Genomic DNA, 23081 nt, shown 5'->3' on the forward strand with positions numbered 1-23081 from the left:
TAATCGGTGACGGTATGCGCGGCGATGACCCGGTCACCGTCGCGCGAACTCACACGGTGCCGGGTGCGGCCGGCAGCACGGCGGCCAGTTCGGTGCGGGAGCTGACACCGAGTTTCGGGAAGATGCGGTGCAGGTGGGTGCTGACGGTGCGATGCGAGAGGTAGAGTCGCTGCCCGATCTCACGATTGGTCAGCCCCTGGGCGGCCAGCCGGGCGATGGCCAGTTCGTGCGGGGTGAGCCGTTCGCCGATATCGGGGTCCCGGTCCGGGCTCGCCTCGCCGGCCCCCCGCAACTCCAGGCGCGCCCGTTCGCTCCACGCGGTGAAACCGAGCGCGTCGAAGGTTTCCCTGGCGGTGCGCAGCGGGTTCCGGGAGTCCACCACGCGCCGCTGCCGGCGCAGCCATTCGCCGTAGGCCAGGTGCGCTCGCGCACGTTCGGCCGGCCACCCGGTGAGGTCGGCCGCCAGCACCTCGGCGAATCGGTCGCCGGCGGTCTCGCCGGCGAGCAGGGCGCGGGCGTAGCGCAGTCCGATGTGCAGGGCCGGTGAGTCGGTACGTGCCGCGGCAGGCGTCACGGCGTCCAGCAGGTTCCGCAGCGCCTCGGTGCGGCCGGAGCGGACCGCCGCGTCCGCGAGGTCGGCGAGGAAGTACGCGCGCAGCGCCGGGGTGTGGGCCGGATCGGCAGGATCGTGCATGCGGGCGAGGTCGGCGTAGGCGTCGTCGGCGCGGCCCTCGCCGAGCGCTGCCAGCCCGCGGGCAAGCGCGACCGTCGCCAGCACCGGACGCGCACCGGAAGCCAGTCCGAGACGCTCCGCGTCCGCGGTCAGCATCGCGGTCCGCGGGTTGTTCCCGCGCAGGGCGGCGATCTCGGCCTGTACAGCGACGGCCAGCCCACCCATGAACGGTTGGCCGGTCTCCTCGGCGAGAGCCGCGGCCTCGGCCGCGATCGGCTCGGCGGTGATCACATCGCCGAGCCGGGTCAGGCACCATGCCTGGACCGCCAGCGCGCGGGGCAGCAGCCCCAGTTGTCCCGTGGCGCGCAGCCCGGGCGCGGCCGCGGCGGCGTAGCGGGCGGCCAGGTCGAAGGCACCGACCTGGAGTGCGGCGCTACCGAGGAACCGGTCGACCTCGGGGTCGCGCCCGGTGGCCGAGATCTGTCCACGCAGATATCCGAGAACGGTCGTACCGCATTCGACCGGCGCGACATAGGCGGTGATCGCGACCCGGCGGGGATCGTCGTGGGCCACCGGCAGACCGTCCACGACAGCGAGCAGGGCGCGCCGCACCTCGGGGCCCGGTTCGGACCAGAAGCACCGCATGGCCGCGCCCCACAGAATGCGCAGCGCCGCGTCATCGTATCCGTCGGCGGCGACCCGCGCCGCCAGCGCCGCCAGGTCTCCGATGCGGGAAGGGTCTTCGCGTACGCCGTCGTCGAATCCACTGAGCAGCCGGTGCGCCGTGGCGTCCTGGGGTGCGGTCAGGTCCAGGGTGCGCGCCGTGCGCACCAGGCGTTCGGCGGTAGCTCTGCTCCCCGAATCCACCGCCAGCTCGGCGGCGCGCAGCAGCCGGTCCACGCGATGCCCGGCGGAGCCGACGACAGCGGCCCGTTCCAGTGCCGCGGCCGCGGCGCCCCGGTGCCGGGCGCGGCCCGCGACCTCTTCCAGTTCTCGGGCGACCTCCTCGTCCTGACCCGCCACGCCTGCCGCGCGCTGCCAGGCCCGGCGGTCCGGGGCGTCGCGCAGAATCTCGGCGAGCGCCCGGTGCGCGCGCCCGCGCTCTTCGGCGGTGGCCGTGGCGGCGAGCGCGGACCGGATGAGCGGATGCCGGAAGACCACCGTGCCGGAGGCGAGGTCGATCAACCGCGCCTCGACCGCCGGCGCCAGGACATCGGGCGCGAGGTCGCGGCCCAGCAGCAGCGCGGTCGCGGCGAGGATCTCGCTGCGGGCACCGCCGTCGTCGAGCGCCGCGACGAGCAACGCTGTCGCGGCGGGCCCGGGCAGGGCCTGTGCCCTGGCCGCGAAGGCACGGCGCAGCCGGTCGGTCATCGGCAGCGTCGCCGGGAGCTCGGCGAGGTCGGCCGCCGACGCCGCCAGTTCGGTCAGTGCCAGCGGGTTGCCGTCCGCCTCCGCCAGTACCCGTTCCCGTACCGTCGCGGACAGCCGCGGCGCGGCCACACCGAGCAGCGCGGTCGCGTGCGCGGCCGACAACGCGGTGAGACGCATCGGAGTCAGCCCGGCGGCGGCGAGCGGTGACGCGGCACCGTCGCGTACGGTCGCCAGCACGGTGATCGGTTCAGTGTGGATGCGACGGGCGAGGAAGGCAAGCACCTCGGCGCTGGCGGTGTCCAGCCAGTGCACATCCTCGGCGACGACGAGCAGCGCCTGCTCGGCGGCGGCGTCGGACAACAGGGTGAGCGCGGCCAATCCGACCAGCTGCACGCTCGGCTCACCCTCGGCATCGGACAGACCGAAAGCGCGTGCGAGCGCGTCGTATTGGCGGGCGGGCAGCCCCGCGAACCCGGCGCGCAGCGGATACAACAGCCGGTGCAGCCCGGCATAACCGAAGTGCTGCTCGGCTTCACTTCCCGCGGTCCGCAGCACCCGCGCCGACGCCGCCGCCGCGACCGTCTCCTCGACCATCGCCGACTTTCCGATTCCGGGTTCGCCCTCGATCAGTACGCCGGTGTGGTCCCACGGATCGAAGAGGAGTGCGGCGAGTTCCTTGCGCTCGGTGTCTCGTCCGAACAGCGACATCGTGCGGCACTCCTGTTCCGGTCCGCGGCGGTGGACCCGTCCGCGACCCTACTCGAGCGAACCGGTAGCCCGGACCCGGCATACACCGTGTCCGCCGGCGGCCTCGCACGTCACCCGCCTGTCCGGTCGGGCAGGACGCCGCCGGGCACCACAGCCGGGGCAGCCATGGCCGCCGTGCCGGAAACCTGTGCACGGGGTGTCGTGGCTGCCGCCTTCCGCACCATCCTCGTGTTGCCGAAGGTAACGAGGCGAACCGTCCCGCCGATTGCCTTTCCGAGGTGCCGGGACAGGCACACTCACCTTCCGGGACAACGAGTTTCGGACCATTGCTGCAAGGAGATCGATTCACGATGACACCACTTCACGGCTCACCGCGAGCGATTCGCTTCGCCGTCGGCGCGGCTGCCCTCGGAATCATCGCGAGTGCGACGACCCTGGCAGCACCACCGGCCTCGGCCACGGTCACCGGCATCGGCATCGCGCCCTCGTTCACTCTCGGCACCCACCGCTACGGAACGACCTGCACCTACACCGTGCGGGTGACGGTCGACGACAACACCAAACCGGTGTACTTCTTCGAGGAGGGCCAGGGCCCCACCGGCTTCGCCCAGGCGATGCCCTCCGGCGGCGAGGCACAGGCGAGCTGGATACCGTCCAGACCGGATATCGGCTATATCTATGCCGTCCAGCCGGACGCGTGGCCGGAGACCCGGCAGGTGGTCGACGTCGGTACCGGCATCAATTTCGGTTCCGCTTGCGTCGCGCTCTGAATCGCGGCCGCAGAACTACTTCGGCCGGTCGTCGACCGGCCGAAGTAGTCGCGTGCTGAACACCTCGTCCGGCCGGTGCCGTGGTCCGTGCACCGAACGGCTCATGTCACGGCGGTGTAGGTGATGTGCAGATCACGCAATCCCCGCAGGAGGAACGTCGGTTCGTAGTGGTAACTGCGATTTTCCGGCGAGCCGTGCCTGCTGTCGTCGATGGCGAGGTCACGCAGACGGTCCAGCATCCTATTCACGGTGACCTGGCCCTCGGTGCGGGCCAGCGGTGCACCGGCACAGGTGTGGATGCCCCGGCCGAAGGCGATGTGCTCGCGGGCGTTGCGGCGATCGACCCGGAATTCATCGGGGTTCTCGAATTTGCGCGGGTCCCGGTTGGCGGCGCCGATGCACAACATCACCACCGTGCCGGCGGGGATATCGACCCCACCCAGTTGCGTGCTCTTACGGGCGAGCCGGAAGTCGACCTTGGTGGGGCTTTCGATACGGAGCGATTCTTCGATCAGCGGACCGACCAGACTGCGGTCCGCGCGGACCAGTTGCTGGAGCTCGGGTCGTTCGGCGAGCACCCGGACTGCGGAACTGAGCAGTTTGGTGACGGTCTCCTGTCCGGCCGCGAAGAGAAAGGTCGCCGGGCGCACGATATCGATGATTTCGGGTACCGATCCGTCGGGGTAGGTCGTGGACGCGAGTATTCCCAGAATGTCCTCGCGCGGTGAGGCGCGACGTTCGGCGATGTACTCACCGAAGGTTTCCTCCAGCCATTCCAAGGGATTGCTTCCCACCGGCTCATGGTCCAGGGCCCCTACCCTGGTGCCGGGGTCCTTGTGGCCGGCCAGCCGGGCGCGGAATTTGTCCCGGTCGGCGTCGGGAACGCCGAGCAGGTCGGCGATGACGAGTGTGGCGAACGGCTTCGCGTAGTCGTCGAGGAACTCACAGCGGTCGCCCGTGAGGATCTCGTCGAGTTGGCGATCGGCCAGCCGCCACATGTACTCCTCGTTCTCCTTGAGCCTCTTCGGGGTCAGCAGCCGGCTCAACAAGGTACGGGTGCGGGTGTGCTCCGGGGGGTCCATGGTCACCATGTGCTCGAAGATCGGGAACTGGTGCCTATGTGCCTCGATCTGCGCGCCGATGTCGTCGCCGACGGGGACGAACGGCAGTGGAGGAAACGGTCCGCCGATCGCGACGCAGGCGGAGAAGGCATCGGTATTCCGGAATGCCTCGTTGGCTTCCTGGTAGCCGGTGACCGCCACAACTCCGTAGTGCGGTTCCCGGAACACCGGGTTCCGGCTACGCAGATAGGCCAGATATTCGTAGGGGTCCTGGGCGACCAGTGCATCGGAGAAGTAGTCGACAGACGCCGGATCGGTCATTGTCAGCCTTTCGTGACACGGGGCGGCGGGCCGATCCGTCGCTCCCCGCGAGATCTACCAAGACACCGCTGGTTTGATCGATCGATCAGAAGTAGTGAGCGGTTCATGAGTACCATGACCCGCAGGCCGGGGTCAAGAAGGCAAATGACCCGGAGCTCGCACCCCGGGCCGCGCGACCCAGCCTTGAAAACCCCCGACATTGCCCAGCTCAGGCGCTACCATCACGCAACACAGCGGCGACCCGGCCGATGAGCACACACCCATGGACATCACTGCCCGCCGCCACGATCAGGCAGTCGCACTCCCGGACGAGCCATTGACAGCAGCCCGCACCCAGTGCACGATTTGATCGATCGGTCAAACTATCGAATACGGTTGGATATCGGGCGTTCCCCCGCCCGAACGCGAGGAACGAGGTGCTTCATGGTCGGTCGAGTCGAAGGCAAGGTCGCCTTCATCACAGGTGCGGCACGGGGCCAGGGACGTAGCCACGCGGTGCGGTTGGCGCAGGAGGGCGCAGACATCATCGCGGTCGATGTGTGCAAACCGGTCAGTGGCACCGACCAGATTCCGCCGTCCACACCGGACGACCTCGCCGAAACCGCCGACCTGGTGAAAGGATTGGGTAGACGGATCGTCACCGCGCAGGTCGACGTCCGCGACTTCGACGCCTTGCACGCCGCGGTCGGTAGCGGGGTCGAGCAGTTGGGCCGGCTGGATATCGTTGTCGCCAACGCCGGTATCGGCAACGGCGGCGAGACCTTGGACCAGCTCGGCGAGCAGGACTGGAACACGATGATCGACATCAACCTCTCCGGTGTCTGGAAGACCGTGAAAGCCGCTGTCCCCCCTCTGCTGTCCGGAGGCGCGGGCGGATCCATCATCTTGACGAGCTCGGTGGGTGGACTGAAGGCCTATCCGCATACGGGCCACTACATCGCCGCCAAGCACGGTGTAGTGGGACTGATGCGGACATTCGCGGTCGAATTGGGCCGGCATTCGATCCGGGTCAACTCGGTGCATCCGACCAATGTGAATACACCGATGTTCATGAACGAGGGCACCATGAAAATGTTCCGCCCCGATCTGGAAAATCCGGGTGTGGCGGACTTCGAGCCGGTCGCACAGTTCATGCATGTACTGCCGGTCGGCTGGGTCGAACCGGTGGACATCAGCAACGCGGTACTGTTCCTCGCCTCCGACGAAGCCCGCTACGTCACCGGACTGCCCATGACCGTCGACGCGGGCAGCACACTGAAATAGCCGGCGGCCCGCCGAATGATCCCGGCGGGCCCTCCCACCACGCGGTGAGTTCGGCCGAGCCGATCATCGGCCGAGTGCACCGGTAGCCGGTCCCACAGCAGCGGAATGGCCGGCCGACCGGCGGTGGCCGGCGGGCCGGGCGTCGCGATACGCCCGGCCCGCAGCGAGACGTGCCGACGCGGAGTCCGGATCGACCCACCGGCTCCCGCGCGATGGACGGCCATCCGGTCGCCGGCCTCTGGGCGTTCGCCGGCCCTGATCGGCCGTGGTTCAGCCCATACCGATCCGAATGTTCTTCACCTGCATGAACTCGTAGAGGCCGTCGAGGCCGCCGGTGCGGCCGAAGCCGCTGTGTTTGTATCCGCCGTAGGGCCCCTGCGGGGAGATATCGCTGACCTGGTTGATCCATATGGACCCGGCGTGCAGTGACCGCGCGACACGGTGCGCGCGGGCTAGATCTGTGGTCTGGATGAAGGCATTGAGACCATAGGGGCTGTCATTGGCGGTTCCGACCGCTTCCGCCTCGTCGGCGAATTTCATCACCGACACCACGGGACCGAAGGTTTCGGTCCGCGCCAGATCCGACCGGTTGTCGACGTTGCCGAATACCGTGGGTTCGATGTAATAGCCGGCGGCGAGATCGCCGCCCATCCGTTTTCCGCCGGTGAGCAGTTCCCCGGCGCCGGTCGACACGGCCCGATCGATCACGCCGAGGATTCGTTCGGCATCCGTCGCACTCACCACCGGGCCGAATATCACCGATGGGTCGAACGGGTGGCCGACGCGCGCGGATTCGACGGCGGCAACGAACTTTTCCAGGAAAGAATCGTAGACGGATTCGTGCACCAGTACGCGGCTGGCGCAGGCACAACTCTGCCCGGACTGGACGAGGGGACCCTGATACGCCGACAACTGCGCGGCGGCATCGAGATCCGCGTCGCCGAATACGATATTGGCGGACTTGCCGCCCAGCTCGGCGACCACAGGCACGAGATTCTCCGCGGCGGCCGCGAGGACCTTGCGCGCGGTCACCCCGCCGCCGGTGAAGTGGATCTTGCGGATGCCGCCGTGCCGCACCAGCGCATCACCGCCCTCCGCTTCGGCCGGCACCACATTGACCAGCCCCGGTGGCAGCCCCACCTCGGTGCACAACTCACCGAACCGCAACGCCGCATACGGCGCCGATACCGAGGGCTTGAAGACGACGGCGTTGCCGGCGGCCAATGCTGGAGCCACACACGAGGCGGCCACGACCAGCGCGCCGTTCCACGGGGCGATGACTCCGACTACGCCGTAGGGTTCGCGTTCGATCAGGTTGAGGTCGAACGATCCGGCGGCCGGGGTACTGAGGCCGTGGGGCTTGTCGACGTAACCGGCGAAGTGGCGCAGGAAGCGTTCGAGGAGCAGTGTGTTGATCGCCAATGAGACCGGTACCCCGTAGTCGTGCACATTCAGCCGGGAGAACTCGGCCATCCGCTCGTGCACGGCGTCGGCGAGATCGATCAGCAGGTCGCGACGACGATCCGCCGTGAACGACATCCATTCGCGCTGCGCAATTCGGCTCGACTCGACCGCGCGGTCGATCTCGTCGGCCCCGGCGAGCTGGACTGTGCCGTTCGGGCGTCCGGTGCCCGGGAATATGTGCACGCGGGCGCCGCCGGAGGACCGATCGATCCGGTCGCCGCCGATCAACAGCGAGCCCGTCAGATCGGCTGTCGAAGGTTCGAGATCGTCTGTGGTGGAGGCCATCGGTGCTCCTAGGAGGTCGTGGCGTCTTCTGTACGCCATTCGTGCAGGACACGGGCCTTCTGCTCGTCGATCACCCGACTCAGGTGTGTCGCCTTGGGCAACCCGGAGTAGGCGGCGAAGTGCAGTGCCAGCTCATCCATTTCCGCGAAGGACACATCCCGGCTCTTCAGGGCGGCGTAGACATGGGAGAGGATCGGAATCGGCGCGTCCTGAAACCCGACACAGGCGACCGTGATCAATCTGCGCTCTTTCCTGCTCAGACCCGGGCGCAGCCACATTTCACCGAAGACGAAATTGAGAATGCCGGCCCCTTGATACGGATTGTCGCGATCCGGGGCGAACGGCATGCAATTGACATCCTTGAAGGACTGCACGCCTCGTGCCAGGCGTGCTTCCGGATCGCTCGGTGTCGCCAGCGGCAGCAGCGGTTCGGGTGCGGGAACGAGGAGTTCACGCTCCCGGTGGATCCGTTCCCACTGCTGGTCCACGACCATATTGAAACGTGAGGCCTTCGGCCATCCAGCGTAGACCGCGAAATGCAGGACGGCTTCGCGGATTTCGATGATCGAGATATCACCGCTGTTCAATGCCGCGTACACGTGCTCGATCAACGGTTGTTCGGCGTCGGAATCGGCGACACACGACAGCGTGACGAACCGCCGATCCCGACGGCTCAGCACCGGCCGGGTCCAGACCTCGGCGAAGACGAAGTCGATCAGGCCGTTGGCCGTTGTCGGGCTCGAATCCCCGGGGGGCGCGAAGGTCATTACTTCGGCGAACTCACGCCGGCCTCGTTCCGACCGCCGCGCGGCAGTTGCCGCAGCCGTACCGGTGGTTTCCATATCCGTCGCTTTCATCTGAGGGTGACTCCGGCATCGACCTTGAACTCCATCCCGGTCACGTGCCGGGCTTCATCGGAGATCAGGTACAGCACGGCGTTACTGATATCGATGGCCTCGGTCATCACCACCGGCAACGCGTTACCGAACAACGGGGCCAGATCCGGGCGCTTCTCGGAGAGGAGACCGAACAGTGACTCCGGTGACATACCGGTGGCCACACCGGTCGGATGCACCGTATTGACCCGGACATTCTGCGCGGCCAGCTCATTCGCCAGCGCACGGCTCATTCCGACCACACCGTGCTTGGACGCGGTGTACGGAATGTGCAGGGGTGTCCCCTTCAAGCCCGCCGCCGAACTGATGTTCACAATGCTGCCACCGCGGTCGGCCAGGTGCGGAAGCGCAGCGGCGCAGGTGTTCCACGTCCCGATCAGATTGATGTCGACCACCGTCCGCCACTGCTCGGAGGTGGTCGTATCCCAGGTCGCGGCCGTCAGGACCCCCGCATTGCAGACCGCGCCGTCCAGCCCGCCGAGTTCCGCCACGGCGTCGTCGACTGCCGTCGACAGTGCGACCTCGTCGCGTATATCGACGACTGCGGTGACAGCGCGGCGACCGTGTTTCTCGACCAGCCGCGCGGTTTCGGCCAGGTCTTCCGGTGTCGACAAGGGATATTCGAGTTGCGGCAGAGACCGGCAGATATCGATCAGAACGAGGTCGGCGCCTTCTTCCGCCAGGCGTACCGCATGGCTACGGCCCATCCCGCGCGCGGCGCCGGTGACCAGCACCCGCTTACCGGCCGCCCGGCCGGGCGGTCGTGAGTTCTCGATCATCGCGTCCTCACAATTTGTTGCAGAAGCCGGCATCGACGGGCATGGCCACGCCGGTGATGTACTTGGCCTCGTCCGAGGCCAGAAATGCGATCGCCGCGCTGATGTCCTGCGGTTCCAACATCGCGACCGGCATCGGGTTCATCAGGTGCGGGCCACCGTCGGGATTGTCGGCCGCCCACTCCATCATCTGGGGATTGACCGCCATCATGGTGTTCACCGCCGTCGGGTGCACTGTGTTGACGCGAATACTGTGGGCCGCAAGGTTATTGGCCAGGCACCGCATGATCCCCACGATGCCGTGCTTGGACGCCGCGTACCCGAGCCCGCCACCGTCGAGGCCACCCATACCGACCAGGCCTGCCGTGGAACTGGTGAAGACAATGCAGCCGCCGCGGCCGCCGGCGATCAGATGGGGAACTGCCGCGCGCGCGGTGTGGAACGCACCGGAGAGATTCACGCCGATCACATCGGCCCACTGTTCGAGTTCGGTTTCGATGGGGACCTCTTCCAGCGACAGCGGCGCGATGCCCGCGTTCGCGCAGACGATATCCAGTCGCCCGAACTCGGCAACGCCGGTATCGAGAGCGTCGCGGAGCCGGGGGAAGTCGCGCACATCCACTACCGAGCCGAACATCCGGCGGCCTGTCGCCTCGACGAGTGCCACCGTTTCCGCGAGTTCCTCCCTGCCTGCCATGGGGTAGCTGGTGGACGCGATGTCGGCGCAGATGTCCACGCCGATTATGTCCGCGCCCTCGGCCGCCAGCCGGACCGCGTGACTGCGCCCCTGCCCTCGTGCTACGCCGGTGATGAAGGCGACTTTGCCATCCAACGAACCCATCGATCCTCGCTTCGGTGCCGAGCAGATCCGCGCGTCATCTCGGTGGCCTCACGAGGAGAGCGCGGCAATATGCGGACAAAAAACTATGGTTGAACTGTGGTAATTTGATTACCACTAAGCGAGAATAACAGTTCCATGTTCGAGAGGGAAGGAATCGGTCGGATTGACTGAACAGCGCGAGGCCATCAGGGACTCGGCACTCGGGCAGGGCGAGCAACGCATCCGCGAAGCCGTCATCGCCCTGCTCGAGACCGACGGCTACGACGCGATACAGGTGCGGGAGGTGGCCCGGCATGCCCGGGTATCGCTCGCCAAGATCTACAAACTGCACGGCACCCGCGACGAACTCATCCTGGCCGCGCTGGACTGGTGGATGCGAGAGAACCGCTACGCGGGATTGGCCGGCTACACAACACATCCCGGCGAGTCGTTGCATACCGCCCTGATGCGTGTACTACGCCCGATCTTCGAACCGTGGGAGCGCCACCCCGGTCTCCTCGTCGCATACTTCCGCGCCCGCGCCGCAGCGGGCGGCGAGGCGTTGATCAGCCGCGGACTCGAGGCCGTCGTTCCCCCCGCGATGGCAGCGCTGGCCGACATCGACGCCGAGTTCATCCAGGACCTGGATACGATCCTCACCAGCCTGGTGTACGGGCTCCTGGGACGCGTCGCCGGCGGCGAAATCGAGGTGACGGCAATCGTGCCCGCGGTCGACCGCGCCGTCTACTGGATGGCCACCGGCTACGAAGCCGGCCGCGGACATCGATAATGGCGCGAACGCTCTGACCGGCAGCTATACCGCTTCTCTTAGGTTAGGTTTACTTGTGCTAGCGTGCACCTGCTTCCTCGACACAGGTTGTGCATGTCGGCCCACCGTGATCGCTCGAGGCGACACCCGTACCCGACAAGACGAAAGCTGTGGCGAAGGTGAAGATTTCCGTGGGCCGGATCGGTCTCGTGGCCGTCACCGCTGTGCTGGCGAGCGCGCTCGTCGCCTGTGGGCAATCCGAGCAAGTCGACGATGCCGGTGCCGTATCCACCGGAGAGGGCAGTACCACTTACCCCCTGGTTCTCGACAACTGCGGCGAAACGGTCACCGTCGACGCGGCACCGCAACGGGTTGTCTCGCTGGATCAGGGATCGACCGAGATCCTGCTGTCACTCGGCCTCGGCGACCGCGTGGTGGGGACCGCATCGTGGACGGATCCCATTCGCGAGAATCTGGCGGTGGCGAACGAATCGGTTCCCCGGCTCGCCGACAACGCACCGACCTACGAGGTCGTGCTGGGTGCCGATCCCGATTTCGTCACGGCCTCGTTCGGCCGCCACTTCAAGCAGGGCGGCGTCGCAGAGCGCGCCCGGTTCGCCGAGACCGGGATCGAGTCGTATCTGTCGCCGACCGACTGTGAGAACGGCGTGAGCATCAACGGTGGCGGGAAGCGCGCCACACCGCTGACGATGGACGCGCTGTATCAAGAAATCCGTGAGCTCGCCGCCGTCTTCGATGTGAACGAGCGGGGCGCACAACTCATCGACGAGCTGCGGGGCCGCGAGACCGCGGCGCTCGCCGGTATCGAGAAGTCGAACGTATCGATGGGGTTCTGGTTCGCCGATACGAAGAGCCCGTACGTGGCCGGCGGTCTGGGTTCGGCGAATCTGCTCGCCACCACGGTCGGTGCCACCAACGTGTTCGCGGACCTGACCGACGACTGGCCCGCCGTCGGCTGGGAGACCGTCGTGGAACGCAACCCGGATGTTCTCGTCCTCGGCGACCTCCTGCGCGCCCGCTTCCCCGGTGACCTGCTCGCCGACAAGATCGCCTTCCTCGAATCCGATCCCGTGACGCGGAACCTCGACGCCGTGCGCAACAAGCGGTACATCGCGCTGCACGGTGCGGAGATGAACCCGTCCATCCGGGCCGTCGACGGACTCGAAAAAGTAGCCGCCGGCCTTCGCGACCTGCGGGTGCCGAACTGACCGCCACCCGCGACCGCGCCGATACCGCCGCCCCCGGACCGATTCGGGGGCGGCAGTGGGTCGCCGGGTCGCTGATCGTGGTCGGCGGGGTCGTCGCGCTCACCCTCTCGGTTCTCGTCGCGGTCACCCTGGGCCCGGCGGAGATCTCGGCGGTGAATGTCCGTGACATCCTGGCCGATCATCTCGGTCTCGCCGATATTCCGGTGCGGCCAGCGAAGAACGCGATCGTATGGGAGGAACGGCTCCCGCGTGCGCTGGTGGCTGCCGCGTGCGGCGCCGGGCTCGGAATCTGCGGCGCGATCATGCAGTCGCTGCTGCGCAACCCGCTCGCGGACCCGTTCGTCCTGGGCATCTCGTCGGGCGCGTCGACCGGTGCCGTGATCGTGGGAGTCCTCGGCATCGGCGGCGCCGCGCTCGGTCTGTCCGGCGGGGCGTTCATCGGGGCACTGGTCGCGTTCGGGCTGGTCCTGCTGCTCGCCCGCCTGGCCGGCGGCAGCAACGACCGCGTCATCCTCGCGGGTGTGGCCAGTACGCAGCTGTTCTCGGCGCTGACCTCGTTCGTCATCTTCGCGTTCGCGGACTCCGACGAGACCCGCGGTGTGATGTTCTGGCTGCTCGGATCGCTCGAAGGCGTCCGCTGGGACGATGTCAGGCTGTGCGCGGTGGTGGTGCTCCTCGGGACGGCGGTGTGCCTGTACTTCGCGCACGCCCTGGATGCGTTCGCCTTCGGTGACGATGTCGCGGCCTCGCTCGGCATCTCGGTCGGGAAGATCCGGCTCATGCTCCTGGTGGTCACCGCGGTCATCACCGCGACCCTGGTCAGCGTCGCCGGTGCGATCGGGTTCGTCGGGCTCGTGCTCCCGCACGCGGCGCGGTTTCTGCTGGGGCCGCGACACAGCCGGTTGATTCCCGCGACGGCCTTGCTGGGGGCGGTCTTCATGGTGTGGGTGGATGCCGTCTCCCGCGTCGCCTTCGCGCCCACCCCACTGCCGGTGGGCGTCGGCACCGCACTGGTCGGTGTGCCCGCGTTCATCGTCATCCTGTCGCGCCGGAGGAGGAAACAGTGACTTTGCACGCGGCTGCCGTCACCTGGAACCGCGGCGGTGCGCTCGTCGTCGATGGAGTCACTGTGACGATGGCGCCGGGTGAGACCCTGGGGCTGCTCGGCCCGAACGGGTCCGGGAAATCGTCCCTGCTGCACCTGCTCAACGGTGTCGTGCGCCCGACCGCGGGCGTCGTGACCCTCGACGGCGACGACCTGTCCACCCTGCGCCGCAAGGAGGTCGCGCGCGCGGTGGCCGTCGTGAGCCAGCACGCCGACACCGACCTCGACATCACGGTCGGCGACGTCGTGCGCCTGGGACGCATCCCGCACCGCACAACTTTCGGCGGCAACCCGGCCGCCGACGAGGCCGCGGTGACGGCCGCGCTCGAGCACACCGGCCTCACCTCGAAAGCGAACCGGCTCTGGCACCGGCTCTCCGGCGGGGAGAAACAACGCGTCCAGATCGCCCGTGCCCTGGCTCAGGAGCCGCGAGAGCTCCTGCTGGACGAGCCGACCAATCACCTGGACATCCATCACCAGTTGGAGTTGCTGGCGCTGGTCACTCGGCTGCCTGTCACCAGCGTGATAGCCCTGCACGACCTCAATCTCGCCGCCATGTTCTGCGATACGGTGATCGTCTTGAAGGAGGGCCGGGTCGTGGCCGGCGGGAAGCCCGCCGAAGTGTTGACCTCCGAACTGATCGCCCAGGTGTACAACGTCCGTGCCGAAGTCGTCGTCGACGAGTCGAAGGGGCGGCTGTCGATCCTGTTCGAACCGGGTCCGGTTGCCGTCGCCGCGCGCTGACGACCGGCAGGCCTCGGCGGTGGCGGGTACGACAGCACGGACTCGCCGGCCGCGTGGCCCGCGGTGGTCGCTGCTGACCGGCCTGGCGGCTGCGACCCCGACGGTCCGGCTGCTCGTTCTGACGCAACTCGCGTTCAATATCGGATTCTTCATGGTGTTGCCGTACCTGTCGGTGCACCTGACGGAGGATCTCGGTCTGCGGGCGGCGTTCGTCGGCGTGGTACTCGGGCTCCGCACCTTCTCCCAGCAGGGCCTGTTCTTCATCGGCGGTTCGCTCGCGGACCGGTGGGGCGTGAAGCCGGTGGTCCTCGCCGGATGTGTGTGCCGGATCCTCGGCTTCGTCGGGTTGGCCTTCGCCGGGTCGGTGCCCGGGATCGTGGTGGCGACCATCCTGACCGGGTTCGCCGGCGCGCTGTTCTCGCCGGCTGTCGAGTCCGCCCTCGCCGTCGCCGCGGGGAGCGCCGAAAACGGTGGCGGGTCCCGGACGGATGCCTTCGCACTGTTCGCGGTCTGCGGTCAGATCGGCGCGTTCGCCGGCCCGCTGCTCGGATCGTTGCTGCTGGCGGTCGACTTCTCCGTCGCGTGCCTGGTCGCGGCGGGCCTCTTCGTCGCGATCCTGGTCGTCCATCTGCGCCGGCTTCCCGCGCACCCCGGAGCCCACGCCGCCGACGGGTGGCTCGACGGCTGGCGGGAAGTGGTCGCGAACAGGACCTTCCTCCTCTTCGCCGTGGCGATGAGCTCCCAGCTGGTGGCCTACAACCAGCTGTATCTGCTGTTGCCCCTGGAGATCGAACGCGCGTGGGGGTCACAGGCCCCGCTGGGCTGGTATTTCGCTCTGGCGTCGGTATTCGTCGTCCTCGCCCAACTACCGATCACGCGACGGGTGCGCACCGCCGCGGCCCTGCCCGCGGGACTGACCGTGATGGCCGCCGCCTTCGTCGTGATGGCTCTCCTCGCACCGGCGCAACTCCATGGTCTGCCCGCGCTGATCCCCGCCGCCGCGTTCGCCCTGCTCCTGGCCCTCGGACAGATGATCACCCTGCCCGTCGCCCGAGATCTGGTGCCGCGTCTCGCCGCCGAGCGCCGCCTCGGATCGTATTACGGGCTCCTCGCCTCCATCGGCGGACTCGGTGTACTGGTCGGCTCGGGGATCATCGGCGCCCTGATCGACGCGATGCCGGCCACCACCGGCTGGGGACTCGCCGCGCCGTGGTGCGCGGTCGCCCTGGCTCTCCTCGGGAGCGCGCTGTTCCTGGAATTGCGGCTGCGCTCACGTAGCGCCGGACCGGAGGCGACGGCTATCGAGTCAGCAGGGTGATGCCGGCGGCGACGATCCACGCGATCCAGCCGAGCCATCCCACCAGGCCGATCAGCGCGAGACGGCTTGTCCCTTCGGCATTGTGCGAACTCGCCGAGGAGGCGAGGAAGAGCAGCGCGGCGGCGGCGAAGCCGAGCCACTGCTGCCACGGCGGCAGGAAACCGGTCTCGGCGGCGGCGATACCGAATCCCAGCAGCGCGATCGCCAGGAAGACCTGATTGAAGCCGAACAGCACATTGTGCAGGGCCCACAGGCCGGAGGTCGACGCGTGGTCACGGGCGGACGCGGCGAGCCCGAACCGCAATGCCTCCACACAGCTGAAGGTGACGTTCTGCATCAGGACACCACCGAATCCCAGCAGCAACCACATGGTGGGCGCCGCCGGAGATTCCCACATCGCCGCCACCATCCCCGCGGCGAAAAGCGTGGTGCACAGCCAGGTCAACGGGGCCAGCACCGAGGGGCGTTTCAACGCGTCACCGACCGCGGCCAGCGCGTCCACCACTTCGTCCATACCCTGACCCGACATCGGTAGCGGCAGCCGGGCGCGCACGTAGGCGATATTGACCAGCACGGCCGTGAGCACGAATCCGATTCCGCCCAGGCCCGCTGCGTTCGACTCGATCACAGTGCCGACCTCCTATATTGATTTTAAGTGTATTATTTTGAATATAAGTAGCGGAAGATCGGAGACGCAAGTGAGCACTTCACCACCTCGCCGCGGCTACGACTCGCTGCGTCGGCAAGCGCAAGCCCAACAAACGCGGGCGGAGATCGCCGACGCGGCCCGGCGCCTGTTCGTCACGCAGGGCTGGGGGCCGACGACCGTGCGGGAAGTGGCCCAGCAGGCCGGAGTGTCGGTGCCGACGGTCTATGCCGCGTACGGGAACAAGACCGGACTGGTATGGGCCCTGATAGAGGCGGCCGACCTACCGGCCGATCCGGCCCGGCTGCTGGGCGAGCTGGAGTCGGCGGCGGATCCCGCGCGGCAACTCGCCGCGATGGCCGGCTACGACCGCAGGCTCTTCGAACGCTCCGGTGACCTCATCGGCCTGATCCGCGAGGCCGGGCGGACCGAGCCCGACCTCGCCACCCTCTACGCACAGGTCCGCCGGGCCGCCGACCGTATCCGCGAGGAGGTGTTCTCGAGCTGGCCCGCGGGCACACTCCGCGCCGAGATGGACCTGACCACCGCCGTCGACACCTACGCCGCGCTGTGCAATATCGACGTCTACACCGTGCTCACCGGCGAACGCGGCTGGTCACCGGAACGCGTCGAGCAGTGGTGGGGTCACGTGCTCATCCGCCAACTGCTCGACCGGTGACCGCGCGCACTGCCGCTCGGATCATCACCGGCCCGCTATCCCAAAGGTTCGGGACATGTCGATATCACGCACGGGGACAGTGCCGAGGCGTGCACCGCGGCCGGACTCGTCGCGAGATCACCATCTCGGTCGCCACCGCGCGGACGAGTGCCGACGCGCCCGGCCGGTACCGGGTCGTCGCCGAGTACATCACGTGGCCGAGGACTGCTGCGCGATGAAGAAATCACCCAGGGCGCGAGCGATCCGGCCGGGGGCACTCTCGGTGGGGATATGGTCGGCTCCGGGAATGCGGACGAGCCCGGTATGCGGGATCTCCGCGGCGAACTTCTCGGCATAGTGGATGCTTTCGAACCGGTCGTCCTCACCCCAGACCAGCAACTTGGGTGTCCGGCAACGTCGCAGCAGGGGTACGAGGTCGAGGGTGTAGCGGTTGTCGGCCGCGCCCGCCAGTGCCAGCCAGGAGCGCCGGACCCGCGGGTCGGTCCATGGCTCCACATACTCGGTGATCAGTTCTTCGGTGGCGGCATTCGCGAGCGCCGACGCCACGGCCTGCCGACGGGCGTCCAGCAACTCGTCGGCGGTCGTGGCCGCGGCCACCGCCGGGTCCCGGAATCGCGCGACATGTGGTGCGGGCCAGGAGTCGTAGAGGACCGAGTTGACCAGCGCGAGCCCGGACACGTCCAGTCCGTCGTGGGCCAGGAGATGCTGGGCGACGGCGCCGCCGATGTCGTGGCCGCCCAGAGCGATCGGCCCGGTGATCCCCATCGCGGAGACGAATCGCCGCACCCATCCCGCCAGCGCGGGCACTGTGGCGGTGTCCGTGGTGAGTTCGCCTCCCGATCGCCCCAGACCGGGGAGGTCGACCGCGAGGGGCCGCAGGCCGGCCGCCGCGAGGCCGTCCAGTACCGGGAGCCACACCCGGCTCCAGTACGTTCCGTGGAGTAGCAGGACGGTGGGCCCGTCCTGCTCCACCGTCAGGTAGCCGGCCGCTGCACCATCGACCTGTATTGCGGCCCGCCGTACGCGCGGTGGATCGGTTGCGCTCATGGCTCCAGCGTGACCCGGCGGGCGCCCACCGGACTAGAGTCCGGAAAGACATCATCGGGTACATTCCTGCCACCGCCCGAAACCTCCCCGAAGATCACCGATTGAACACGCGACCTCCGGGTACGTCGCAGATATCCACCAGAACCGAACATTCGGAGGTTGATATCGTGGCCGAGAAGCAGACTGGCCCCCGGGAAGGACTGGAAGGCGTCGTCGAAGGCGTGAAGGGCAAGGCCAAGGAAGTGGGCGGCACGCTCCTCGGCAACCAGGACCTACGCGACGAGGGCATCGCCCAGCAGGACAAGGCCGAGGCGCAGCGTGAGGTCGCGGAGAAGGAAGCCGAAGCCGAGAAGGCACGCTCCGAAGCCGATGTACAGGAAGCACGGCAGCGGTCACATCAGGGGCGGTAGCAGCGGTTGCACCGGCGGTGTCCCGGGCGCCTTCCACACGGCGCGCCGGCCACCGAGCACCTGACGGCGGCCGCCCGGAGAAGTCCGGGCGGCCGCCGTTGTCCGGTCGTCGTCGCAGCGATTCCGATCAGGTATTCCGAAGCGATTCGCGAGGGCCGCCCGGAAGTCTGGCTCGCCTCCTCCCGGTCGAGCGGCTACGGATGCGGGTGGGCTCCGAACAGCTGCCACATCCGATTCAGCATCTCGGTACGCCGCGTACCCGTCGGCCAGGCATGGCTGCCGCCGTTGTAGACGCGCCACAACACCCGGGTACCGGACGCGCAGTCCCAGCGCTTCGAATCCTTGATATCGGTCCCGCCGTCGGGTTGCTCGTTCTGGCAGGGACGGTTTTCCCAACTCCAGTACACGACATGGCTGTAGGCGACGGGCTCGACCACCGTGGTGTCGTTCGCCGACGCGAACACACCCCAGGAGACCGCCCGCGCCGGGTCACAACCCGTCGGCGGGGGTGCGGGCGCGTAGACCGCGCCCGACGCGATGAGTCCCGGCTCCGTACAGGCAACGCGGGACGCCATCTGGCCGCCGTTGGAATGGCCCGACAGATGGATACGTTTCGGGTCCACGCAGTATTTCGCGCGCACATCGGCCACCACCTTCTGGATATGGGTGATGTCGTAGGCGCCCGCACCGGCGTCCCAGCCCCAGCCCGGGCTCTCCGGTTTGCTACCGCGCGGATAGACCACGATCGCCTTCCGCTGATCGGCGATCGCATTCCAGCCCGACGCGGAGGCGATGTTCTCCGGGGTGCTGTAGCCACCGTGGACGACGACCACGAGCGGTGCCCCACCGGCGGGTATCCCGGCGGGAACGTGCACGAGGTAGTACCGGCCGTCGAAGCCGTCGACCTTCAGGTTGCCGCCGGTCGGGGTGGTGGAACACGCGACGGCCGCGCCGCCCGGATCTTCGGGGAACTCTTCGTGGGCAGCGGCGGAAGCTGTTGCGGATACCACGAGCGACAGGGCCGCGCAGGACGCGGCGAAGAGCGCGGCCCAGCGTTTCGAAAGGGAGGACGCCACGGAAACTCCTTGCGTGCGAACGTACTTCCTGCTCGCACACTACTCAGGAGCACATGGATCCGCGCCGGAATCGGCCGGCTCGAGCCGAGCCGAGCTGTCGTACCCGGGATGCCGGAACGCCACGGGCAGGCCACGGCGGGACGAGCCCGGTTCGGTCACCGCGAGCGGCGGCCGGCCCGCCCGCGGCGAAGGTCCGGCCCCGACCGGAGACCGGACCTTCGCTACTCAGCGGCGGACGCGCCGCCAGCTCCAGGACCGGCCTCCGGCCCCGGCACGCGCACCCGTACCGAATCCCGCCAGGTGCAGGGCGATCAGCAATAGCCCCACGGTGACGAGGGTGCCACCGGTGATGGAGTCACCGAGGCTGGCATCCGTCAGATCGAATAGGAGTGCGAGACCGAACGCGACGGCGGCGGCAATGGCGAGCATGAGAACCTCCTGATGTTCCACCGGAATCGACGACACCCGAGCGGGTTCGCCGAGTTCCTATGTCGCACATACCCGCAAAACGCCCCGGCACACGGTGGGTGCCGGAATCACCCGGTGCCTGCTACACGGTGGGCTCGTCCACTCCGAAACGGGCCGCCAGGTCGTCCCGCTGCCGCCGGAGGAATTCCGCGTCCACCACCGCTCCGTGTCCGGGCACGTACACCGCGTCCGCGCCACCCAGCTCGAGCAACCGGTCGAGCGCGGCGGGCCACTGCGTCCCGAAGGCGTCGGGACCGGCCTGCGGCTCGCCCGACTCTTCGACGAGGTCACCGCAGAACACCACGGTGGGATCGCCGGGCACCACGACCGCGAGATCGTGCCCGGTATGCCCGGGGCCGATTCGGATCAGCAGAATATCGCGACCGACGCCGCGCCTCAGCGCGGTCACGTCCCTGACGTACTCGCCGGGCCGGACGAGCGCGTCGGCGGCCGCCCGGGCCGCCGCCGGGTCGAGCCCGTTGTGCACGGCGTCGGCATACAACTCCGCCCGCCCTTCCCGGTACAGCGCCTGCGCGCCGGCTGCGGCGAAGATCGGTGCGGGGCCGAACGCCGCCGCGCCGAAGACATGGTCGAAGTGATGATGGGTCAACGCGATACCGGTGACGGCCCGGCCCGCCAACCGCTGCACCCGGTCCCGCACCCGGGCGCCCTCCTCGAGACTCGACCCGGTATCGACCACGAACGCGAAGTCCTCCCCCACGATCAATCCGGCCGTGCAGTCCCATACCGGCAACCGGCAGCGGCCCACTCCCTCGGCGAGCCGCTCCCACCCCAACTCTTCCCACGTCACCGTCATACCGAAACGCTAGCGGCCGGCCCCGCCGCGGAGAACGCGACGAGCAGCGCGGCCCGACCCCGGGTGTGAGCGAGCACTCGAGCGGAAAGACCATCCAGTCTTTATAACATTCCAAATGGACTGTTAATGTGGGAGGAATGAGCGAAGCAGTGGAAACCGCGCCCGGCCGGGCGGGCCGCCGGGAATGGGCGGCGCTGGCCGCGCTGGTCAGCGTGGTGCTGTTGCTCGCCATCGACGGAACCGTGCTCTATCTCGCGGTACCGGCGCTGACCGCCGATATCCGGCCGAGCGCGACACAACTCCTGTGGATCGGCGATATCTACGGATTCGTGCTGGCCGGGCTGCTCATCACCATGGGCAATCTCGCCGACCGGATCGGGCGCAAACGTCTCCTGCTGATCGGCGCGGGCGCGTTCGGCGCCGCGTCCGTCCTCGCCGCACTGGCGCCGAACGCCGAAACCCTCATTGCCGCGCGGGCGCTGCTCGGGGTGGCCGGGGCGACGCTGATGCCATCGACTCTGTCCATCGTGCGTGCCGTGTTCACCGATCCGCGGCAGCGGACGACGGCGATCGCCGTATGGTCGGCCGGCGCCACCGCCGGCGCGGCGGCCGGACCGCTGGTCGGCGGTCTGCTGCTCGAGCATTTCTGGTGGGGTTCGGTGTTCCTCATCAATGTGCCGGTCATGGCCATCGTCCTGGTGGCGGGCGCGCTCCTGTTACCGGAATCCCGCGGCGCCGGCGCGCATGCGGTGGACTGGCTGTCCTCGGTGCTGTCCATCGTCGCCATCGTGCCGCTGGTCTACGCGGTGAAACACTGGGCCGGAACCGGGCTCGATCCGACGGTTGCGGTGGCGGCGCTGATCGGGGTGGCCGGTGGCCTGCTCTTCCTGCGCAGACAGTCGCGGCTGACCCTTCCGCTGGTGGATATCTCACTGTTCCGGATGCCCGCGTTCAGCGGTGCTGCGCTCTCCACCGCACTGTCGATCTTCGCGTTTCTCGGGCTGCTGTTCTTCTTCTCCCAGTACCTGCAACTCGTCCGCGGGTACGGCCCGCTGCAGGCCGGGCTGGCCGAACTGCCGACGACGCTGGCTTCCCTGGCCGTGATCGCCGTGGTCGGCGTACTGGTGGCCCGGTTCGGAGCCGGGCGGACGATCGGCGGCGCGTTGCTGGTGGCCGCCATCGGTCTGGCCGGGATCGGCTGGGCGGCCACCTCGTCCGGTTTCTGGGGTCTCGGTATCGCGCTGGCGGTCCTGGGTCTCGGTGTCGGCGTGGCCATGACGCTGTCCACGGACGCGGTGGTCACCGCGGTGCCGAAGGAACGGGCGGGCGCCGCCTCGTCCATCGCCGAGACCGCTTACGAAATGGGCGGCGCACTGGGTATCGCGGTACTGGGTTCGATCCAGCTGGCGCGGTACCGCGCGAACCTGGAACTCGGACCCGGCACCGACCCGGGTGCGGCCGCCGCGGCCCGGGACTCGCTCGCGGGCGCGGCGGGGGTCGCGGGTGATTCCGATATCTTCACCCGTGCGGCACACGCCTTCACCACCGCGCTGCAGTCCACGTCGTATCTCGCGGCGGCCCTGCTCGTGGTCGCGGGCGTGCTGGCCTGGCGCGTCATCCCGTCGCACCGGCCCACCGCGGACAAGGAGCAGGTGCAGCATGAGCCGGTCTGACCAGGGCCTCACCCGAGACAAGGAACGCACCCGGCTGGCCGTGCTGGAGGCCGCGGAACGAATGTTCGCCGAACGCGGCGGCCGGGTGAGCCTGAGTGATATCGCCGCGGCCGCCGGCGTCACGAAAGGCGGCCTCATGCACCACTTCCCGAACCGGGACGCATTGCTGGCCGGGGTCACCGCACATCTGATCGCGAAAGTGTGGGCCGAGATACACGAGTGCATCGACCTGTCCGAGAACCGGCCCGGGAAGTTCACTCGCGGCTACGTCCGCGCACTGACCAGCGGTAGCGAATCGGTCGCGCGGGCGTTCAGCCCGACCGGCCTGGTCGTGACTCTGGGTACGGTCTCCGGCCTCGAGGGACTCTTTGCCGACGACGCGCGGCGGCTGGACGAGGCGTTCGCCGCCGACGGTCTCGCACCCGGCACGACGGCGGTGATCCGCTTCGCGGCCGAGGGGCTGGCCACCGCGGTCAACAGTCCCTATCTCACCGCCGACCGCCTCGAATCGGCACGCACCGAACTGCTCGCCATGACCGAGACCGCGGCACCGGACAACGAGTGAACCCGCCGCGCGCGTAGCACCCGCGAAGGGTTCATCGGGACGATCGGGGGGCGAGCCGATACCAGCGCAGCGGTAGGGGCACCCCGGCCCTCGGCCGTCCGAGCGCGGCACAGCGGTCGTAACGTAC

22 protein-coding genes are annotated in these 23081 nt (G+C 68.4%); 11 read left to right on the forward strand and 11 right to left on the reverse strand.

The features are described 5' to 3' along the window. Positions 1–49: 49 nt before the first annotated feature. The gene (locus IG75_RS0109485) at positions 50–2752 is read right to left on the reverse strand and encodes a LuxR family transcriptional regulator (protein WP_030520820.1); all 2703 of its coding nucleotides are present in this window, start codon (positions 2750–2752) and stop codon (positions 50–52) included. A gap of 350 nt (positions 2753–3102) precedes the next feature. Here IG75_RS0109485 and IG75_RS37270 point away from each other — a divergent pair, with 350 nt between their 5' ends. Continuing rightward, a complete protein-coding gene (locus IG75_RS37270) occupies positions 3103–3522 on the forward strand; it encodes a hypothetical protein (protein WP_051714439.1) in 420 nt (139 codons plus the stop codon). Between the two features lie 101 nt (positions 3523–3623). On the opposite strand, the gene IG75_RS0109495 is transcribed toward IG75_RS37270, so the two are convergent. Then, a complete protein-coding gene (locus IG75_RS0109495; protein WP_030520822.1) occupies positions 3624–4904 on the reverse strand; it encodes a cytochrome P450 in 1281 nt (426 codons plus the stop codon). Between the two features lie 423 nt (positions 4905–5327). Here IG75_RS0109495 and IG75_RS0109500 point away from each other — a divergent pair, with 423 nt between their 5' ends. Then, the gene (locus tag IG75_RS0109500; protein ID WP_030520823.1) at positions 5328–6167 is read left to right on the forward strand and encodes a mycofactocin-coupled SDR family oxidoreductase; all 840 of its coding nucleotides are present in this window, start codon (positions 5328–5330) and stop codon (positions 6165–6167) included. Positions 6168–6437: 270 nt separating this feature from the next. Here the strand turns inward: IG75_RS0109500 and IG75_RS0109505 are convergent, their stop codons facing one another. From IG75_RS0109505 to IG75_RS0109520, 4 genes are read right to left on the reverse strand one after another with little or no spacing between them, the layout of a single operon-like run. Further along, positions 6438–7916, reverse strand: a complete 1479-nt coding sequence (locus IG75_RS0109505; RefSeq protein WP_030520824.1) for an aldehyde dehydrogenase family protein — start codon at positions 7914–7916, stop codon at positions 6438–6440. Positions 7917–7924: 8 nt separating this feature from the next. Continuing rightward, complete coding sequence (locus IG75_RS0109510) at positions 7925–8773, reverse strand: carboxymuconolactone decarboxylase family protein (protein WP_245713386.1); 849 nt, start codon at positions 8771–8773, stop codon at positions 7925–7927. Then, positions 8770–9591 carry a mycofactocin-coupled SDR family oxidoreductase gene (locus tag IG75_RS0109515; protein ID WP_030520826.1) on the reverse strand — a complete coding sequence of 274 codons (822 nt, stop codon included), beginning with the start codon at positions 9589–9591 and terminating at the stop codon, positions 8770–8772. Before IG75_RS0109515 ends, IG75_RS0109510 begins: the two co-directional genes overlap by 4 nt. 7 nt (positions 9592–9598) lie before the next feature. Further along, a complete protein-coding gene (locus IG75_RS0109520; RefSeq protein WP_030520827.1) occupies positions 9599–10429 on the reverse strand; it encodes a mycofactocin-coupled SDR family oxidoreductase in 831 nt (276 codons plus the stop codon). A gap of 163 nt (positions 10430–10592) precedes the next feature. Here IG75_RS0109520 and IG75_RS0109525 point away from each other — a divergent pair, with 163 nt between their 5' ends. The 5 genes from IG75_RS0109525 to IG75_RS0109545 all read left to right on the forward strand — a co-directional run bounded on the left by IG75_RS0109525 (position 10593) and on the right by IG75_RS0109545 (position 15573). Beyond that, positions 10593–11198, forward strand: a complete 606-nt coding sequence (locus IG75_RS0109525; RefSeq protein WP_245713385.1) for a TetR family transcriptional regulator — start codon at positions 10593–10595, stop codon at positions 11196–11198. Positions 11199–11356: 158 nt separating this feature from the next. After that, positions 11357–12406 carry an ABC transporter substrate-binding protein gene (locus IG75_RS0109530; protein ID WP_030520829.1) on the forward strand — a complete coding sequence of 350 codons (1050 nt, stop codon included), beginning with the start codon at positions 11357–11359 and terminating at the stop codon, positions 12404–12406. Between the two features lie 77 nt (positions 12407–12483). Further along, positions 12484–13473 (forward strand): FecCD family ABC transporter permease, encoded by a 990-nt coding sequence (locus IG75_RS0109535; RefSeq protein ID WP_307688943.1) that lies wholly within the window; start codon positions 12484–12486, stop codon positions 13471–13473. Next, positions 13470–14255, forward strand: coding sequence for an ABC transporter ATP-binding protein (locus IG75_RS0109540; protein ID WP_030520831.1), 786 nt, complete (start codon positions 13470–13472; stop codon positions 14253–14255). The genes IG75_RS0109535 and IG75_RS0109540 overlap by 4 nt, the downstream gene beginning before the upstream one ends. A 19-nt stretch (positions 14256–14274) precedes the next feature. Next, on the forward strand, positions 14275–15573 hold the full coding sequence (locus IG75_RS0109545) for an MFS transporter (protein ID WP_051714506.1): 1299 nt from the start codon (positions 14275–14277) through the stop codon (positions 15571–15573). Here the strand turns inward: IG75_RS0109545 and IG75_RS36195 are convergent. Continuing rightward, positions 15554–16201, reverse strand: coding sequence for a hypothetical protein (locus tag IG75_RS36195; protein ID WP_051714441.1), 648 nt, complete (start codon positions 16199–16201; stop codon positions 15554–15556). The genes IG75_RS0109545 and IG75_RS36195 overlap by 20 nt on opposite strands. A gap of 70 nt (positions 16202–16271) precedes the next feature. Here IG75_RS36195 and IG75_RS0109555 point away from each other — a divergent pair, with 70 nt between their 5' ends. After that, the gene (locus tag IG75_RS0109555) at positions 16272–16898 is read left to right on the forward strand and encodes a TetR/AcrR family transcriptional regulator (RefSeq protein WP_030520834.1); all 627 of its coding nucleotides are present in this window, start codon (positions 16272–16274) and stop codon (positions 16896–16898) included. 189 nt (positions 16899–17087) lie between these two features. On the opposite strand, the gene IG75_RS0109560 is transcribed toward IG75_RS0109555, so the two are convergent. Then, on the reverse strand, positions 17088–17945 hold the full coding sequence (locus IG75_RS0109560; protein WP_030520835.1) for an alpha/beta fold hydrolase: 858 nt from the start codon (positions 17943–17945) through the stop codon (positions 17088–17090). A gap of 167 nt (positions 17946–18112) precedes the next feature. Between IG75_RS0109560 and mbp1 the strand changes: the two genes are divergently transcribed. Then, positions 18113–18355 carry a microaggregate-binding protein 1 gene (gene mbp1 / locus IG75_RS0109565; protein WP_030520836.1) on the forward strand — a complete coding sequence of 81 codons (243 nt, stop codon included), beginning with the start codon at positions 18113–18115 and terminating at the stop codon, positions 18353–18355. A gap of 194 nt (positions 18356–18549) precedes the next feature. Here the strand turns inward: mbp1 and IG75_RS37275 are convergent, their stop codons facing one another. The 3 genes from IG75_RS37275 to IG75_RS0109580 form a co-directional block, all read right to left on the reverse strand. Then, positions 18550–19431 carry a CE1 family esterase gene (locus tag IG75_RS37275; RefSeq protein ID WP_051714442.1) on the reverse strand — a complete coding sequence of 294 codons (882 nt, stop codon included), beginning with the start codon at positions 19429–19431 and terminating at the stop codon, positions 18550–18552. A 225-nt stretch (positions 19432–19656) separates the two neighbouring features. After that, positions 19657–19860, reverse strand: coding sequence for a hypothetical protein (locus tag IG75_RS0109575; RefSeq protein ID WP_030520838.1), 204 nt, complete (start codon positions 19858–19860; stop codon positions 19657–19659). Between the two features lie 121 nt (positions 19861–19981). Next, a complete protein-coding gene (locus IG75_RS0109580; protein WP_030520839.1) occupies positions 19982–20716 on the reverse strand; it encodes an MBL fold metallo-hydrolase in 735 nt (244 codons plus the stop codon). Between the two features lie 137 nt (positions 20717–20853). Here IG75_RS0109580 and IG75_RS0109585 point away from each other — a divergent pair, with 137 nt between their 5' ends. Both IG75_RS0109585 and IG75_RS0109590 read left to right on the forward strand, forming a co-directional pair. Next, complete coding sequence (locus IG75_RS0109585; protein ID WP_030520840.1) at positions 20854–22389, forward strand: MFS transporter; 1536 nt, start codon at positions 20854–20856, stop codon at positions 22387–22389. Beyond that, positions 22376–22954 (forward strand): TetR/AcrR family transcriptional regulator, encoded by a 579-nt coding sequence (locus IG75_RS0109590; protein ID WP_030520841.1) that lies wholly within the window; start codon positions 22376–22378, stop codon positions 22952–22954. The genes IG75_RS0109585 and IG75_RS0109590 overlap by 14 nt, the downstream gene beginning before the upstream one ends. Positions 22955–23081 lie beyond the last annotated feature (127 nt).

Source organism: Nocardia rhamnosiphila NBRC 108938 (genome assembly GCF_000720425.1).
Lineage (GTDB): Bacteria > Actinomycetota > Actinomycetes > Mycobacteriales > Mycobacteriaceae > Nocardia > Nocardia rhamnosiphila.